This is a genomic window from Streptomyces sp. NPDC059455, assembly GCF_042750115.1.
Taxonomy (GTDB): Bacteria; Actinomycetota; Actinomycetes; order Streptomycetales; family Streptomycetaceae; genus Streptomyces; species Streptomyces endocoffeicus.
The window spans coordinates 1-15,405 of the sequence record NZ_JBHYVB010000043.1; the positions used below are offsets into that span (position 1 = coordinate 1).

General features: G+C 72.9%; 10 protein-coding genes. 8 read left to right on the plus strand and 2 right to left on the minus strand.

Translation table 11 applies throughout. The annotated features are described in order from the left end of the window. Nucleotides 1–595 precede the first annotated feature (595 nt). Together ACFXB5_RS17675 and ACFXB5_RS17680 are read right to left on the minus strand one after the other, a co-directional pair. Nucleotides 596–2,248 carry a PucR family transcriptional regulator gene (locus ACFXB5_RS17675; protein WP_385208454.1) on the minus strand — a complete coding sequence of 551 codons (1,653 nt, stop codon included), beginning with the start codon at nt 2,246–2,248 and terminating at the stop codon, nt 596–598. Between the two features lie 277 nt (nt 2,249–2,525). Next, a complete protein-coding gene (locus ACFXB5_RS17680; RefSeq protein ID WP_385208457.1) occupies nt 2,526–4,334 on the minus strand; it encodes a glycoside hydrolase family 15 protein in 1,809 nt (602 codons plus the stop codon). Between the two features lie 420 nt (nt 4,335–4,754). On the opposite strand from ACFXB5_RS17680, the gene ACFXB5_RS17685 reads away from it, so the two are divergent. The 8 genes from ACFXB5_RS17685 (at nt 4,755) to scpB (ending at nt 15,365) form a co-directional block, all read left to right on the plus strand. Then, entirely contained in the window at nt 4,755–6,410 is a 1,656-nt protein-coding gene (locus ACFXB5_RS17685) for a CTP synthase (RefSeq protein ID WP_201853713.1), read from the plus strand. 80 nt (nt 6,411–6,490) lie between these two features. Further along, nucleotides 6,491–7,117 (plus strand): NUDIX domain-containing protein, encoded by a 627-nt coding sequence (locus ACFXB5_RS17690; protein ID WP_385208460.1) that lies wholly within the window; start codon nt 6,491–6,493, stop codon nt 7,115–7,117. 176 nt (nt 7,118–7,293) lie between these two features. After that, nucleotides 7,294–9,558: a tetratricopeptide repeat protein gene (locus ACFXB5_RS17695; RefSeq protein WP_385208463.1), complete on the plus strand. Its 2,265-nt coding sequence runs from the start codon at nt 7,294–7,296 to the stop codon at nt 9,556–9,558. A 226-nt stretch (nt 9,559–9,784) separates the two neighbouring features. Continuing rightward, a complete protein-coding gene (gene ald / locus ACFXB5_RS17700; RefSeq protein WP_385208567.1) occupies nt 9,785–10,900 on the plus strand; it encodes an alanine dehydrogenase in 1,116 nt (371 codons plus the stop codon). A 559-nt stretch (nt 10,901–11,459) separates the two neighbouring features. Then, on the plus strand, nt 11,460–12,476 hold the full coding sequence (locus tag ACFXB5_RS17705) for a ParA family protein (protein WP_020872375.1): 1,017 nt from the start codon (nt 11,460–11,462) through the stop codon (nt 12,474–12,476). Further along, on the plus strand, nt 12,461–13,042 hold the full coding sequence (locus ACFXB5_RS17710) for a hypothetical protein (protein ID WP_385208466.1): 582 nt from the start codon (nt 12,461–12,463) through the stop codon (nt 13,040–13,042). Before ACFXB5_RS17705 ends, ACFXB5_RS17710 begins: the two co-directional genes overlap by 16 nt. A gap of 68 nt (nt 13,043–13,110) precedes the next feature. Then, a complete protein-coding gene (locus ACFXB5_RS17715) occupies nt 13,111–14,712 on the plus strand; it encodes a segregation/condensation protein A (protein ID WP_385208468.1) in 1,602 nt (533 codons plus the stop codon). Beyond that, complete coding sequence (gene scpB, locus ACFXB5_RS17720) at nt 14,709–15,365, plus strand: SMC-Scp complex subunit ScpB (RefSeq protein ID WP_385208471.1); 657 nt, start codon at nt 14,709–14,711, stop codon at nt 15,363–15,365. The genes ACFXB5_RS17715 and scpB overlap by 4 nt, the downstream gene beginning before the upstream one ends. Nucleotides 15,366–15,405: the final 40 nt, after the last annotated feature.

Consider the following 15,405-nt stretch of genomic DNA (forward strand, 5'->3'; position numbering starts at 1 on the left):
GGGGCGGGCGCCCCCCCCCCACCCCCGGGTCCAGGGGGCCCCCCCCCCCCCCGGGGGCCCACACCCGGTAGGCCCGTCCGGTGGAGCGGTCTTCGCGTCCGCGATGTCAGCGGCCGCCGCCACGAGGCCCGCGGCGTCTGGTGCGGGGGGTGCCTCCCGGCGGTGGCCGGGGGCGCCGTGCCAGGCGTCGCGGGCCGCGAAGATCCGCCGGGCCGGGCCGGGCAGGGGCCGTCGGCCGCGGTTCGGCACCGGGCGGCCGGGCGGGGAGGAGTTCGCGGCGCACGGCGAGGGCGGCGCCGCGGACAGCGAGGGAGCCACTCCCCGCCCGGCGGCACGGGGGGACGCCGGACGGGGTCCCGGGCATGCGGGGCGGACCACATCCGCGTATGGGTGGGCCGTGCCCGTGTCAGGTGGGCCGTTCCCGTGTCGGGTGGGCCGCACTTGCGTCGGGGTGGGCTGTGCCTGTGTCGGGGCGGGCCGCATGCGTGTCAGGCGGGCCGCATCCGCGTCGGGGTGGGCCGCATCCGTGTCGGGTGGGCCACACCTACGTCGCGGTGGGCCGTACGCGCGTCAGGCGGGGCGGTCCGCCGCCGTGTTACCGCACATGGCGGCGTGCCTGGAGGGCCACCCCCAGGGCCAGCACCGTCCGGGGATCCTCCAGATCGCTGCCCAGCAGCGACGCGATCCGGGCCAGCCGGTCGTACAGCGTCTGGCGGTTGAGGTGCAGTGCGCGGGCCGTCTCCGCCTTGCGCCCCGCATGCCGTAGATATGTCTCCAGCGTCGGCACCAGCGGCGGGCGGGCGGCGCGGTCATGGGCCAGTAGCGGACCGATCACCCGGTCCACGAAGGCGGCCAGATCGCCGTGCTCGCGCAGTCGCCACAGCAATAGGTCGACATCCAGGCTGCGTACGTCGTACCAGCCCCGGTCGGGCGGCGATCCGCACGCCGCGTTCGCCGCCTCCGCCGCATGCCGCAGCTCGGCTCCGGCCGCGTCCCAGCCGACCGCGAGCCCGGCGACCACCACCGGCGGCCGGGCGCCGGCCCGGTCCGGCCAGGCCCGCTCCACCCCGGCCCGCAGCGCCGCCGCGATCCGCTCGGCCACCGCGCTCCGCTCGGTCGCGTCGCGCAGCCCCGCCAGCAGCGGAACCCGCCCCTCCGGAAGTCGTACGCCGAGCAGCACCGGCACCCCGACCCCAGCCAGCTCCTCCTGCACGGCGTGCGCCAGTGCGGCCCAGCTCTCCCCGCGCCCGGCCAGCGGCCGCGGATCCTCCACCAGCCGCATCACCACCGGCAGCAGCGGCCCGCCCGAGCCCGGCCGGAAGCCCAGCACCCGGGCCTGGGCGGGGGCGTCCGACGCCTCGATCCGGCCCTCGGCGAGATCGGTGAGGAAGTCCCCGCGCCCGCGCGCCGCGAGCTCCTCCTCCTGACGCGCCCGCAGCAGCACCACCGCCAGCAGATCCGCCGTCCGCTCGGCGGCGATCCGGTGCACCGGGCCCAGCGGCCCGGCCACCGGAAGGACGGTCAGCCGCGCCCGTACGGCACCGGGGCCGGGCCCGCCGCCCGGGATGTCCGCGATCACGCTGCCCGCCGGCGGCTCGGGCCGCTCGGCCGCGCGCGGCGCCCGCAGCCCCTCCCACACCTGCAGTGGATCGGCCGCGCCCGCCGGGGGCGTACCGCCCGGCCCGGCCGCGTACAGCAGCTGTCCTTCGGGGGTCTCCAGGAAGACCGGATTGGCCGCGAAGGCGGCGAAGTGGCGCAGGATCTCCGGCACCCCGCCGCCGCGCAGCAGCACCTCGGTGGCCTGCCGGTGCACCACATCGGCCTGGCGCAGCAGGGCGTAGTGCTCATTGACGATCTCGGTGTGGATCTCCTCGGTGACCGTCACGAACGGCACCTCGCGATGGAGCTGCACCAGCGGCAGCCCGCACGAGCGCGCGGTGTCCACGACCGGCCCCGGCAGGGTACGGAACCGGGCGCCCAGCTCCACCACCAGCGCCGCGATGCCGCGCTCGGCGAGCCGGCGGACGAAGGCGCGCTGCTCGGCGGGGCGCGGACCGACCCCGAGACCGGTGGTCAGCAGCAGCTCACCGCCCTTGAGCAGCGCGGCGATGTTCGGCGCCTCGCCCGCGTGCACCCAGCGCACCGGGCGGTCCAGCAGTTCCTGCCCGGACACCACCTCGGGGAGCCCGCGGCGCAGGGCGGGAAGGCCGAGGGCCCGCGCCACGGTGATCGTTCCCTGTGGTTCCATGCCGCCACGCTAAGCGCTCCGCGGGAAGTGCCGCGATGGGCCGTCGGCCGACTGCGGCGCCGTCGTGGCTGGTCGCGCCCACGCGGCGGAGCCGCACATCGGCACCGCCCCGCGCCCCTTCGGGGCGCTGCCCGAACCGTAGCGGACTTCCTCCGACCTGCTCAGCCGCCCCTTCGCGGCCGCGCCACCCCCCGCCGGGGCCGCCCGCCCGCGCGCCCGCCCGGGGGGCGGCCCGGGAGGTGGGGGGCCCCCCCCCCCCGCGGGCCCGGGCCGGAGGTCAGCCTCCGTACGCGCCGGACGCGGTCAGCCGCAGCGCGGTGTCGATCAGCGGCACATGGCTGAACGCCTGCGGGAAGTTGCCCACCAGACGCTGGTTGTGCGAGTCCCACTCCTCGGACAGCAGCCCGAGGTCGTTGCGGAGCGCCAGCAGCTTCTCGAAGAGCTTCCGGGCCTCGTCCACCCGGCCGATCATCGCCAGGTCGTCGGCGAGCCAGAACGAGCAGGCCAGGAAGGCCCCTTCGTCACCCTCGAGACCGTCCACCCCGGCGTCCTCGCCCGCGGTGGGGTAGCGCATCACGAAGCCGTCCTCGGTCGACAGCTCCCGCTGGATCGCCTCGATGGTGCCGATGACGCGCTTGTCGTCCGGCGGCAGGAAGCCCATCTGCGGGATGAGCAGCAGCGAGGCGTCCAGCTCCTTGGAGCCGTAGGACTGGGTGAAGGTGTTCCGCTCGGCGTCGTAGCCCCGCTCGCAGACGTCCCGGTGGATCTCGTCCCGCAGCTCCCGCCAGCGGTCCAACGGCCCGTCCACATCGCCGGATTCGATCAGCTTGACGGTGCGGTCGACCGCGACCCAGGCCATCACCTTGGAGTGCACGAAGTGGCGGCGCGGCCCGCGCACCTCCCAGATGCCCTCGTCCGGCTCGTCCCAGTGCTCCTCGAGGTAGCGGATCAGCTTCAGCTGGAGCACGCTCGCGTAGTCGTTGCGCGCCAGGCCCGTCATATGGGCCAGGTGCAGCGCCTCGGTGACCTCGCCGTAGACGTCGAGCTGGACCTGGCCCGCCGCGCCGTTGCCGATCCGGACCGGCTGGGAGTTCTCGAAGCCGGGCAGCCAGGTCAGCTCGGCCTCGGACAACTCCCGCTCGCCCGCGATGCCGTACATGATCTGGAGGTTCTCCGGGTCGCCCGCGACCGCGCGGAGCAGCCATTCGCGCCAGGCGCGGGCCTCCTCGCGGTAGCCGGTGCGCAGCAGCGAGGAGAGGGTGATCGCCGCGTCCCGCAGCCAGGTGAAGCGGTAGTCCCAGTTCCGGACGCCGCCGATCTCCTCGGGCAGCGAGGTGGTGGGCGCCGCGACGATGCCGCCGGTGGGGGCGTAGGTCAGCGCCTTGAGCGTGATCAGCGAGCGGACCACCGCGTCCCGGTAGGGGCCGTGGTACGTGCAGTGCTCGACCCACTCCTTCCAGAACGCCTCGGTGGCCTCCAGCGCGCCCTCCGGCTCGGGCAGGGCGGGCGGCTCGCGGTGCGAGGGCTGCCAGCTGATGGTGAAGGCGATCCGGTCGCCTGGGCCCACCGTGAAGTCCGAGTAGGTGGTGAGGTCCTTGCCGTAGGTGTCGGCCTCGGTGTCCAGCCACACCGAGTCCGGACCCGCGACGGCGACGGTACGGCCGTCCACCCGGTGTACCCAGGGCACGACCCAGCCGTAGGAGAACCGCATCCGCAGCGCGGAGCGCATCGGCACCCGGCCGCTGACCCCCTCGACGATCCGCACCAGTTGCGGGGCGCCGTCACGGGGCGGCATGAAGTCGATCACACGGACCGTGCCGCGCGGGGTGTCCCACTCCGACTCCAGGACCAGGGAGTCGCCGCGGTAGCGGCGGCGGTCCGCGGTGGGCGGCCGGCTCCCCGCGGGGGCGGCGGGCCCCAGCCGCCAGAAACCGTGTTCCTCGGTGCCCAGCAGACCGGCGAAGACGGCATGGGAGTCGAACCTCGGCAGGCACAGCCAGTCGACGGTCCCGTCTCTGCAGACGAGGGCGGCCGTCTGCATATCACCAATCAGTGCGTAATCCTCGATACGCCCGGCCACGTGCATTCCCCATTCGAACGGCCGTATCGCCCCGGAGGGCGTTTCCTACGGTCTCGGAAAATTCTGACGAGCTCTTGTTCCGGGGGCGTGCTGGTGGTGCCGTGCCGGGGTGGCTCGCATGCGTGCGTCCGATGAGGATACGACGGACAACGGTGATCCGCTTGAGCCCGTCCACATCGTGGCTCGCATCTCACGGCCGATCGGGTGGCCAGGTCACGCATGGTGTTCGGGCGATTGCGCAGACCGAACGCGGGAACCAGGTCAGCAACGACCGCTCCGGGGCGCTGTTACCCTGGTAGCCCGTGGAGCGGCGGGCACAAAACCCCCGAACCTCAGCGGCGGCGCCCCCGGACCCCGGAGCGGCTGCCGTACGCACCCTCACGACGCGACCACGGGAGCCCCCTCTTGGCCATTGCCGCTAAGCCCATGACGACCAAGCACCTCTTCGTCACCGGGGGTGTCGCCTCCTCACTCGGCAAGGGTCTTACCGCCTCCAGTCTGGGGGCGCTGCTGAAGGCGCGCGGTCTGCGCGTCACCATGCAGAAGCTCGATCCGTATCTGAATGTCGACCCGGGCACGATGAACCCCTTCCAGCACGGCGAGGTGTTCGTCACCAACGACGGCGCCGAGACCGATCTGGACATCGGCCACTACGAGCGCTTCCTCGACGTCGACCTCGACGGCTCGGCCAATGTGACCACCGGACAGGTCTACTCCACCGTAATCGCCAAGGAGCGGCGCGGTGAGTACCTCGGGGACACGGTGCAGGTCATTCCGCACATCACCAACGAGATCAAGCACCGCATCCGGCGCATGGCCACCGATGACGTGGACGTCGTCATCACCGAGGTCGGCGGCACCGTCGGCGACATCGAGTCGCTGCCCTTCCTGGAGGCCGTCCGGCAGGTCCGGCACGAGGTCGGCCGGGACAACGTGTTCGTGGTGCACATCTCCCTGCTGCCCTACATCGGCCCCTCCGGCGAGCTGAAGACCAAGCCCACCCAGCACTCGGTGGCCGCGCTGCGCAATATCGGTATCCAGCCGGACGCGATCGTGCTGCGAGCCGACCGCGAGGTCCCCACCTCCATCAAGCGCAAGGTCTCGCTGATGTGTGACGTGGACGACGCCGCCGTGGTCGCCGCCATCGACGCCAAGTCGATCTACGACATCCCCAAGGTGCTGCACTCCGAGGGCCTGGACGCCTATGTCGTCCGCAAGCTGGACCTGCCCTTCCGTGACGTGGACTGGACCCAGTGGGACGACCTGCTGAAGCGGGTCCACGAGCCCGACCACGAGGTCACCGTGGCGCTCGTCGGCAAGTACATCGACCTGCCCGACGCCTATCTCTCCGTCACCGAGGCGCTGCGGGCCGGCGGCTTCGCCAACAACGCCCGCGTGAAGATCAAGTGGGTCACCTCCGACGACTGCAAGACGGCGGCCGGCGCCCGGGAGCAGCTCGACGGCGTGGACGCGGTCTGCATCCCCGGCGGCTTCGGCGACCGCGGTGTCATCGGTAAGGTCGGCGCGATCACCTACGCCCGGGAGAACAAGATCCCGGTGCTGGGCCTCTGCCTGGGACTCCAGTGCATCGTCATCGAGGCCGCGCGCAACCTCGCGGGCATCGAGGGCGCCAACTCCACCGAGTTCGAGCCCGCCACCACCGACCCGGTGATCTCCACCATGGCCGAGCAGCTCGACATCGTCGCGGGCGAGGGCGACATGGGCGGCACCATGCGGCTGGGCATGTACCCGGCCAAGCTGGCCGAGGGCTCGATCGTCCGCGAGGTCTACGACAACCAGCCGTATGTCGAGGAGCGCCACCGCCACCGCTACGAGGTCAACAACTCCTACCGCGGTGAGCTGGAGAAGAAGGCCGGGATCGTCTTCTCCGGCACATCCCCGGACAACAAGCTCGTGGAGTACGTGGAGTACCCGCGCGAGGTCCACCCCTATCTGGTCGGCACCCAGGCCCACCCCGAGCTGCGCTCCCGCCCGACCCGTCCGCACCCGCTCTTCGCGGGCCTGGTGAAGGCTGCGGTCGGGCGACAGGTGGCAGCTCAGACGCGGGGCGCGAGCGTCTGACCGTTACGGTTGGCAGGGGCGGGCGGCCGGCGCGGCCCACCGCCCCGGCAACCGCACGCGGAAAGGACGCTGAGGCAAGCATGCGCATCCAGGACACCCCCGAGGAATGGCCGGTCACCGCCACCGCCACGCCGTTCACCGGCAACAAGACGAGCGTGCGCACGGACGAGGTGGAGATGCCCGACGGGAGCCGGGTGAAGCGCGACTACCAGGTCCACCCCGGCTCCGTCGCCGTCCTCGCCCTGGACCAGGACGACCGCGTGATCGTGCTGCGGCAGTACCGGCACCCGGTCCGGCAGCGGCTGTGGGAGATCCCGGCCGGGCTCCTGGACATCCCCGGTGAGAACCCGCTGCACGCCGCCCAGCGGGAGCTGTACGAGGAGGCGCACGTCAAGGCCGAGGACTGGCGGGTCCTCATCGACCTCTACACCTCGCCCGGCGGCTGTGACGAGGCCGTGCGGATCTTCCTGGCCCGGGAGGTCTCCGTGGCCGAGGGCGAGCGGTTCGAGGTCTCCGAGGAGGAGGCCGACATGGAGCTCGCCCGGGTGTCCCTGGAGGAGCTGGTGCGCGGCGCGCTCGCGGGCGAGCTGCACAACAACTGCCTCGCGACGGGCGCGCTGGCGCTGCGGGCCGCGCTCTCCGGCGACGGCATCGACGCCCTCCGGCCCGCCGACGCCTCCTGGCCGGCCCGGCCCTTCGACGCCTGAGCCACTGCCTGAGCCACTGATGGGGCGCATGGGCCCCGCTCGGCCTCGGTGAAGATCCGATGGAGTGATTTTCGGTCCGTGCTGTGGGCGGCGAGTACCGGGTACCTGACGCGGAGTGAACTACGCTCATAGTGAGCCGAAGGGGCTCGTACGCGCAGGTGGACGGGAGTGGGCCCGTGGCGGAGCAGGCGGTCGACACCGATGGGGAGCCGACGGCCCCAGGGAAGCGGCAGCCGCCGCCCGCCGCGTCCGCTTCATCCGCTTCGTCCGCCCCCGGCCGTCCGCCGGAATCCGCTACCGGCCGTCCGCCGGAATCCGCCCCGGGCCGTTCGCCCGGAGATGAGACCTCCTCCTCCGACACCCCGCCGCGGCAACGGCGCTCCACCGCGGGCGCCCAGGACGGCGGGGTGTGGAGCGGGGCGACCCGGGCCGTGCTGTTCGCGGCGGCCGCCTCCGTGGGGCGGGGGTTCGCCGGGCGGCGGCGCGAGCTGCTCTCGCTGCGGGCCGATATCGAGCGCGCGGGTCTGGACACCATCGCCGGCCGCAAGGCCGCCCGCAGCCGGGTGCTGCTGATCGCGGGCCGTCCCGGCTGGGGCCGTACGGCGCTGGCCGAGGAGCTCGCCCGGCGGCTCGCCGACGACTACCCCGACGGAGTGCTGAGCGCCCGGCTGACGACCTCCGCCGGCGATCCCGTCCCCACCGAGCGCACCGCCCGTGAGCTGCTGGGACGGCTCGGGGTCAGCGCCCCGCCGGGGGCGGACGAGGACGATCTGGGCGAGGCGCTGCGCGCGGCCCTCGACGGCAAGCGGGTGCTGCTGCTGCTCGACGACGTGGCCGGGGCCGAGCAGGTGGACGCGCTGCTGCCCGACGAGCCCGACTGCCTGGTGGTCGCCGTCTCGCGCGGCCCGCTGACCGGGGTGCCGGATGTGCGGCCGTGCACGGTGGGCGGGCTGGATGTGAGCGCGGCGGTCGGGCTGCTGGCGCAGTACACCGGCCCCACCCGGATCACCTGCGATCCGGTGGCCGCGCAGTCCCTGGTCGAGGAGTGCGCGGGCCAGCCCGCGGCGCTCGTCCTGGTCGGCGGCTGGCTCGCCGCCCGCCCCCAGGCGTCGGTGGACGACGCCCTGGCCCGGCTGCGCGAACTGCCGCCGGACGAGGGCGACCTCGACCACGGCGCCCGCCCGCTCACCCGCGCCTTCCGGCTGGCCTACGCCGCGCTGCCGTCGGCCGCCGCCCGGATGCTGCGGCTGCTGGTGCTGGCGCCCGGCGGATCGGCCGACGCCCAGATCGCCTCCGCGCTGGCCGGCTGCTCGGTGGCGGACGGCGAGGCGGCGCTGGAGGGCTTCGCCGCGTACGGGATGCTGCGCCCGCGCGGCACCGGCCGCTACCTGGTGCCCGGCTGTCTCGATCCGCTGCTGCGGGAGCGGCTGGCGGCCGAGGAGCGCCCGGCGGAGGTGGAGCTGGCGCGGGCGCGGATGCTGGAGCGCGCCGTACGGCAGCTGCACACCTGCCGGCTGGCGGCCGAGCCCCCCGGTTCGCCGGGCCGGAAGAAGCTGGCCGGAATGCCGAAGCCGCTGCGGTTTTCGTCGTCGGCGGAGGCGGCCGACTGGCTGGAGGAGCGGCTGCCCACCCTGATCGAGGCCGCCCGGATGGCCGTCGAGACCGGTCAACTCGACACCTTGGCGCGGCGGTTGGTGGCCGCGCTGACCCACGCCCTGACCGCCCACCGGGGCTTCGAGGGCGCGGCGGTGGAGCTGTACGGGCTGCATCAGCTGGTGCTGGACGTGGCCCGGCGACGCGATCTGCCGGTGGAGCGGGCGGCCGCGCTGCTGAACCTTGGCGATCTGGACGGCGGGGCGGGCCGGGTGGACAAGGCCCTCGCCCGCTACAAGAGCGCCCTGGAGGCCGCCCGCGCCTCGGGCGATCCGTATACGACCGGGCGTGCGCTGGAGTCGATCGGCGGCACATACCAGGCGCTGGAGGACTGGCACCGGGCGGCCGACTGGTACGGACGCGCCCTGGAGCTGCGGCTGAGCCGCCGCGACACGCCCGCCGCGGCCCGGCTGTACGCACGGCTCGGCACCGTCCACGGCTACGCCGGGCGGTGGGGCGAGGCACTGCGCGACTGGCGTGCCGCCGCGGCCGCCTGCCGCCGGGCGGGCGACCAGCCGGGGTACGCCCGGGCGCTCGGCGGCACCGCGGACGCCCAGGAGCGCTCGGGGCGGCCGAGGGAGGCGCTGCGCACCTGGGCGGAGACCGCCGCGGCCGCCCGGACCTGCGGTGACACCGGGCTGTACGCCGAGCTGGCGCGCCATGCGGCGGACGCGATGGACCGGCTCGGCGGGGATCCCGCGGTGGCGCGGTCGCTGCGGCGCACCGCCCGGAGGATCGACGCGGGCGAGGCGGAAGACACCGGTCCGTCACCTCAGAGTGGGGCCTGAAACGCTACCGACCTACGAAATCAGTAGTGGTCTCCCAAAAGATTGATGCATTGCAAGGCTAGACAGTGCGACGTCCTTCATTAGACTGGCTGTACCGCGATTGTTGCGGTCGTCTCCGGCATGCGGACGCGCGTGCCGGTTTGCCTGTCTATGGTCGATGGTGTATCGACCCGTGGTCGGCTATGGCGATATGTTCCATTTCCCCCATTCAAGGACCGTGATCGACGTGAAGGTCGGCATCCCCCGCGAGGTCAAGAACAACGAGTTCCGTGTGGCCATCACCCCCGCCGGTGTGCACGAGCTGGTCCGAGGCGGCCATGAGGTCGTCATCGAGCGGAGTGCGGGCCTCGGCTCGTCCATCACGGACGAGGAGTACACCGCCGCCGGTGCGCACATCCTCGACACCGCCGACGAGGTCTGGGCCACGGCCGACCTGCTGCTCAAGGTCAAGGAGCCCATCGCGGAGGAATACCACCGGCTGCGCAAGGGTCAGACGCTCTTCACCTATCTGCACCTGGCCGCCTCCCGGGCCTGCACCGACGCGCTGCTGGAGTCCGGCACCACCGCCATCGCCTACGAGACCGTCGAGACCGCGAACCGCGCCCTGCCGCTGCTCGCGCCGATGTCCGAGGTCGCGGGCCGGATCGCGCCGCAGGTCGGCGCGTACCACCTGATGCGTTCGGCCGGCGGCCGAGGCGTGCTGCCCGGCGGGGTGCCGGGTGTGGCCGCCGGGCGGGCCGTCGTCATCGGCGGTGGCGTCTCCGGGTGGAACGCCGCCCAGATCGCCATCGGCATGGGCTTCCACGTCACCCTGCTCGACAAGGACATCAACAAGCTGCGCGAGGCCGACCGGATCTTCGGCAACCGGGTGCAGACCATCGCCTCCAACGCCTATGAGCTGGAGAAGGCCGTCCTCGAGGCCGACCTGGTCATCGGCGCGGTGCTCATCCCGGGCGCCAAGGCGCCCAAGCTGGTCACCAACGAGCTGGTGTCCCGGATGAAGCCGGGAAGTGTCCTTGTCGACATCGCGATCGACCAGGGCGGCTGCTTCGAGGACTCCCGTCCCACCACCCACGCCGAGCCGACGTTCGAGGTCCACAACTCGGTCTTCTACTGTGTGGCGAACATGCCCGGCGCGGTTCCGAACACCTCCACCCACGCGCTCACCAACGCCACGCTCCCGTACATCGTGGAGCTGGCCAACCGCGGCTGGCGGGACGCGCTGCGCCGGGACGCCGCGCTGGCCAAGGGGCTCAACACCCATGAGGGTCAGGTCGTCTACGGCCCGGTCGCCGAGGCCCATGAGCTGCCCGTCGTCGAACTGGGCTCGCTGATCGGCTGAATGGCGCCCGGAGTTCACCGGACCCGGCCGCCGGGCCCGTGAACCCCGGTTGCCGGACGGTCAACCCGGACCGTCAACCACATGTCAACATCGGGCATCCGGCCGGGTCTTGTCGAAGGACGAGGCCCGGCCGAAGGTGTGTCCGCTGTGCCCCGTATCGCGCGCCGACCACCGCTCGGCCAACTCGCCCTAAATGCAACTATTCAGACGCTTTATGCGGTGCTGAAATCTCCGTGGCACCGTTCACACGCCCTTGACATCGGGATGTTCGATTGCCGACACATCGTGCCGTGTCCGGTGGATTGTGTTGCTGCGGACCGGTGACACGCCATAGAGTCGCCAACCGTCGGCATGGTGTCACGCTGACCTATAGAGAAATTTCCTGGTCACCAAGGAGGTAGGACGACTTGTGAATGAGTCGACATTTTCTCCCGGGGGTGGTCAACCAGGACCGGCTGCGCGGGGCCAGGGCCCCTCGGGGCTCGAGGCTGTCGGCTCCGTCGCTGTCCGTACCTTCGCAACCCGCCAGAGCCCGACGACAGCCCACCAGAGCCACAGCATGGACGGCCATCACGTGAACGCCATGGCCGGCGACCAGGGGGGCACGGATCCCGCCCGCTTCGCCGACTACGACGACCTCCCCGACGGGCACTTCTACGACCCGGACGCGGAGTACGAGCCAGACCCCGAATACGCGGCCACGCTCGCGCCCGACGCTGCCCGCCAGCGCCGCGAGCGGATCGGCCCCACCGGGCGCCCGCTGCCGTACTTCCCGATCCCCGGGCCACTGACCGACCACGGTCCCGCGAAGATCATCGCGATGTGCAACCAGAAGGGCGGGGTCGGCAAGACCACCTCCACCATCAACCTGGGCGCGGCCCTGGCCGAGTACGGCCGCCGGGTCCTGCTCGTCGACTTCGACCCGCAGGGCGCCCTGTCGGTCGGCCTCGGGGTCAACCCGATGGAGCTCGACCTCACGGTCTACAACCTGCTCATGGAGCGGGGCATGTCCGCCGACGAGGTGCTGCTGAAGACGGCCGTGCCCAACATGGACCTGCTGCCCAGCAATATCGACTTGTCGGCCGCCGAGGTGCAGCTGGTGAGCGAGGTTGCCCGGGAGTCGACCCTCCAGCGCGCGCTCAAGCCGCTGATGGCCGACTACGACTACATCGTCATCGACTGCCAGCCCTCGCTCGGTCTGCTCACCGTCAACGCGCTGACCGCCGCGCACAAGGTGATCGTGCCGCTGGAGTGCGAGTTCTTCGCGCTGCGCGGTGTGGCGTTGCTCACGGAGACGATCGAGAAGGTCCAGGAGCGGCTCAACCCCGACCTGGAGCTGGACGGCATCCTCGCCACGATGTACGACTCGCGCACCGTGCACAGCCGTGAGGTCCTCGCCCGCGTGGTCGAGGCGTTCGACGATCACGTCTACCACACGGTCATCGGCCGTACGGTCCGCTTCCCCGAGACCACGGTCGCGGGTGAGCCGATCACCACGTACGCGTCCAACTCCGTCGGTGCCGCCGCCTATCGCCAGCTCGCCAGGGAGGTGCTCGCCCGGTGTCACGCCGAGTGAGTCTGCCGGGAGCCGACGAACTGTTCCGCACCACGGGAGGGATGGGCCTCCAGTCCTCCGCTCCCGCCGCCGGGCGCCGCCAGACGAACGGCGAGAGCCCCCGGGTGCCCCCGCCCGCCACCGAACCCGACACGGGCGCCGAGCCGCGCGAAGGGCAGGAGCAGCGCGCGGACGGTGAGCAATCCGGCTCGGGCGAACACACGGGACGGGAGACGGCCTCCCAGGACGCGGTCGGTGAGCGGCGCCCCGCCGCCGGGGACCGGCCCAAGGGCCGTCAGGCCCAGGGCGGTTCGGCCGCGGCCGAGCAGAACGGCCCGGCCCGCCGCCGCGCCCGTACGCCGAACCGCAGGCCCAGCGGGCGCGAGCGCCACGACGAGAAGATCACGGTCTATGTCTCCGCCGAGGAGCTGATGGACCTCGAGCACGCGCGTCTGGTGCTCCGTGGCGAGCACGGGCTCGCCGTCGACCGCGGCCGGATCGTCCGCGAGGCGGTCGCGGTCGTCCTCGCCGACCTCGAGTCGCGCGGCGACGCGAGCATCCTGGTGCGCCGCCTCCGCGGCCGTTGACCGGGCCGGGCGATAGCCTGCCCGGTCGTACGGGCTGCCCCGCCCGGCCCTGAGCACCCTGGACCGCGATGCCGACGAACGACACCCCCGCCCCGCCGCCCCGCCCCTCCCGCCGCTCCCTCGGCCGGGGCCCCGGCACGGCGCCGGCCACGACGGGTCCGGACCGGTCCACCGCGCCCACGCCTCCGCAGGAGGCCGCTCAGCGCCCCGCTCCGCCCCTGGCGGCGGAAGCGGTGGAAGCAGCGGCGGAAGAGCCGCAGAACGGCGCCCAGACGGCGCCCGAGGCCCCTGCTGAGCCATCCGGGGCGCCCGCCGCGCCCGCCGCGCCCGTCGCGCCCGAGGCGCCTGTCGTGTCCGAGGTGCCTGTCGTGTCCGAGGCGCCCACCGCGCCCGTCGCGCCTGAAGCGCCCGAGGCGCGTGAGGCCGTCGTGGAGCCAGAGGCGCCCGAAGCCGCCGCGGAGGAACGCACCGCGCCGGACGCCGAGCCCGAGCCGTCCCCGGCGACGGCCGAGGCCGTTGCCACGGCCGAGCGGCGGGGCGCGAGCGGTGAGCGCAGCCGTAAGGGGCCCTCGGCGGACGAGCCGGAGCCGGTACACGCACGGGCCGACCTCGATGCGGCGCCCCCGGCGGGTGGGCACGGCGGTGAGGCGGCCGGGGCGGCGAGCAGCGGGGCTGACGTCGGCGGCGGGACCGAGGCGAGCGGTGGGGCCGACGCGAGCGGTGGGGCCGAGGCGAGCGGTGGGGCCGAGGCGAGCGGTGGGGCCGAGGCGAGCGGTGGGGGCGGTCGGGGCGAGGCGCGAGCCGAGGACGGTGGCAATCGGTTCACCGTGCGGCTGGCCAACTTCGAGGGGCCCTTCGACCTCCTCCTCCAGCTGATCTCCAAGCACAAGCTGGACGTCACCGAGGTCGCCCTCTCCAAGGTCACCGACGAGTTCATGGCCCATATCCGCGCCATGGGGCCGGACTGGGACCTCGACCAGACCACCGAGTTCCTCGTCGTCGCGGCGACCCTGCTGGACCTCAAGGCGGCCCGGCTGCTGCCCGCCGCCGAGGTCGAGGACGAGGCGGACCTGGCGCTGCTGGAGGCGCGCGATCTGCTCTTCGCCCGGCTGCTCCAGTACCGCGCGTACAAACAGATCGCGGACATCTTCAACGACCGGCTGACCGCCGAGGCCGCCCGTCACCCCCGTACCGTCGGCCTGGAGCCGCACCACGCCGAGCTGCTCCCCGACGTCGTCATCAGCATCGGCCCCGAGGGCTTCGCCAAGCTGGCCGTCAAGGCGATGCAGCCCAAGCCCAAGCCGCAGGTGTACGTCGACCACATCCACGCCCCGCTGGTCAGCGTCCGGGAGCAGGCCGAGGTGGTGGTCGCGCGGCTGCGGGAGCTGGGGGAGGCGACCTTCGCCGCGCTCGCCGAGGACGCTCCCGACGTCCTTACGGTCGTCGCGCGCTTCCTGGCGCTCCTGGAGCTCTACCGCGAGCGCGCGGTCCTCCTGGACCAGCCGGAGGCGCTCGGGTCGCTCATGGTCCGCTGGACGGGCGAGGCGGGTGAGCGGCCACTGGTCACCGACGAGTTCGACCAGGAGGCCAAGCCCCGTAAGGAGCCCGAGAAGGAGTCCGAGAAGGAGACGGCCACGCCCGAGAAGGAGAAGGAAGAGGTAGCGAGTTGAGCGAGCAGCGGACACCCGCCGGGCTCTCCGAGGTCGCCGAGCTGGATCTCAAGCCCGCCCTGGAGGCCGTCCTCATGGTCGTCGACGAGCCCGCCACCGAGGAGAACCTCGCCAAGGTCCTCCAGCGTCCGCGCCGCGCGGTCGCGGACGCGCTGCGCGAGCTGGCCGACGAGTACGCGACCCAGGGCCGGGGCTTCGAGCTGCGGCTGGTCGCGGGCGGCTGGCGCTACTACACGCGCCCGGCCTACACCGCCGCCGTCGAGGGGTTCGTCCTGGACGGCCAGCAGGCCCGGCTCACCCAGGCCGCTTTGGAAACCCTCGCGGTGGTCGCGTACCGTCAGCCGGTCAGCCGTTCCCGAGTCTCGGCCGTCCGCGGCGTCAACTGCGATGGCGTGATGCGGACCCTCCTCCAGCGGGGCTTGGTCGAGGAGGCGGGCACGGAACCCGAAACAGGTGCGATCCTGTACAGGACGACGAACTACTTCCTGGAGCGGATGGGCCTGCGGGGGCTGGACGAGCTCCCGGAGCTCGCGCCGTTCCTCCCCGAGGCGGACGCGGTCGAGGGCGAGTCCCAGGAGGGCGTGCCGTCGTTCGATCCGGACGCCATCGACGGCGATGACGCGCAGGACGACGCAGAACGCACGACGACGTAGCACACCGAGCCGACAGCGGCCCACTCTCAGACGGAAACTT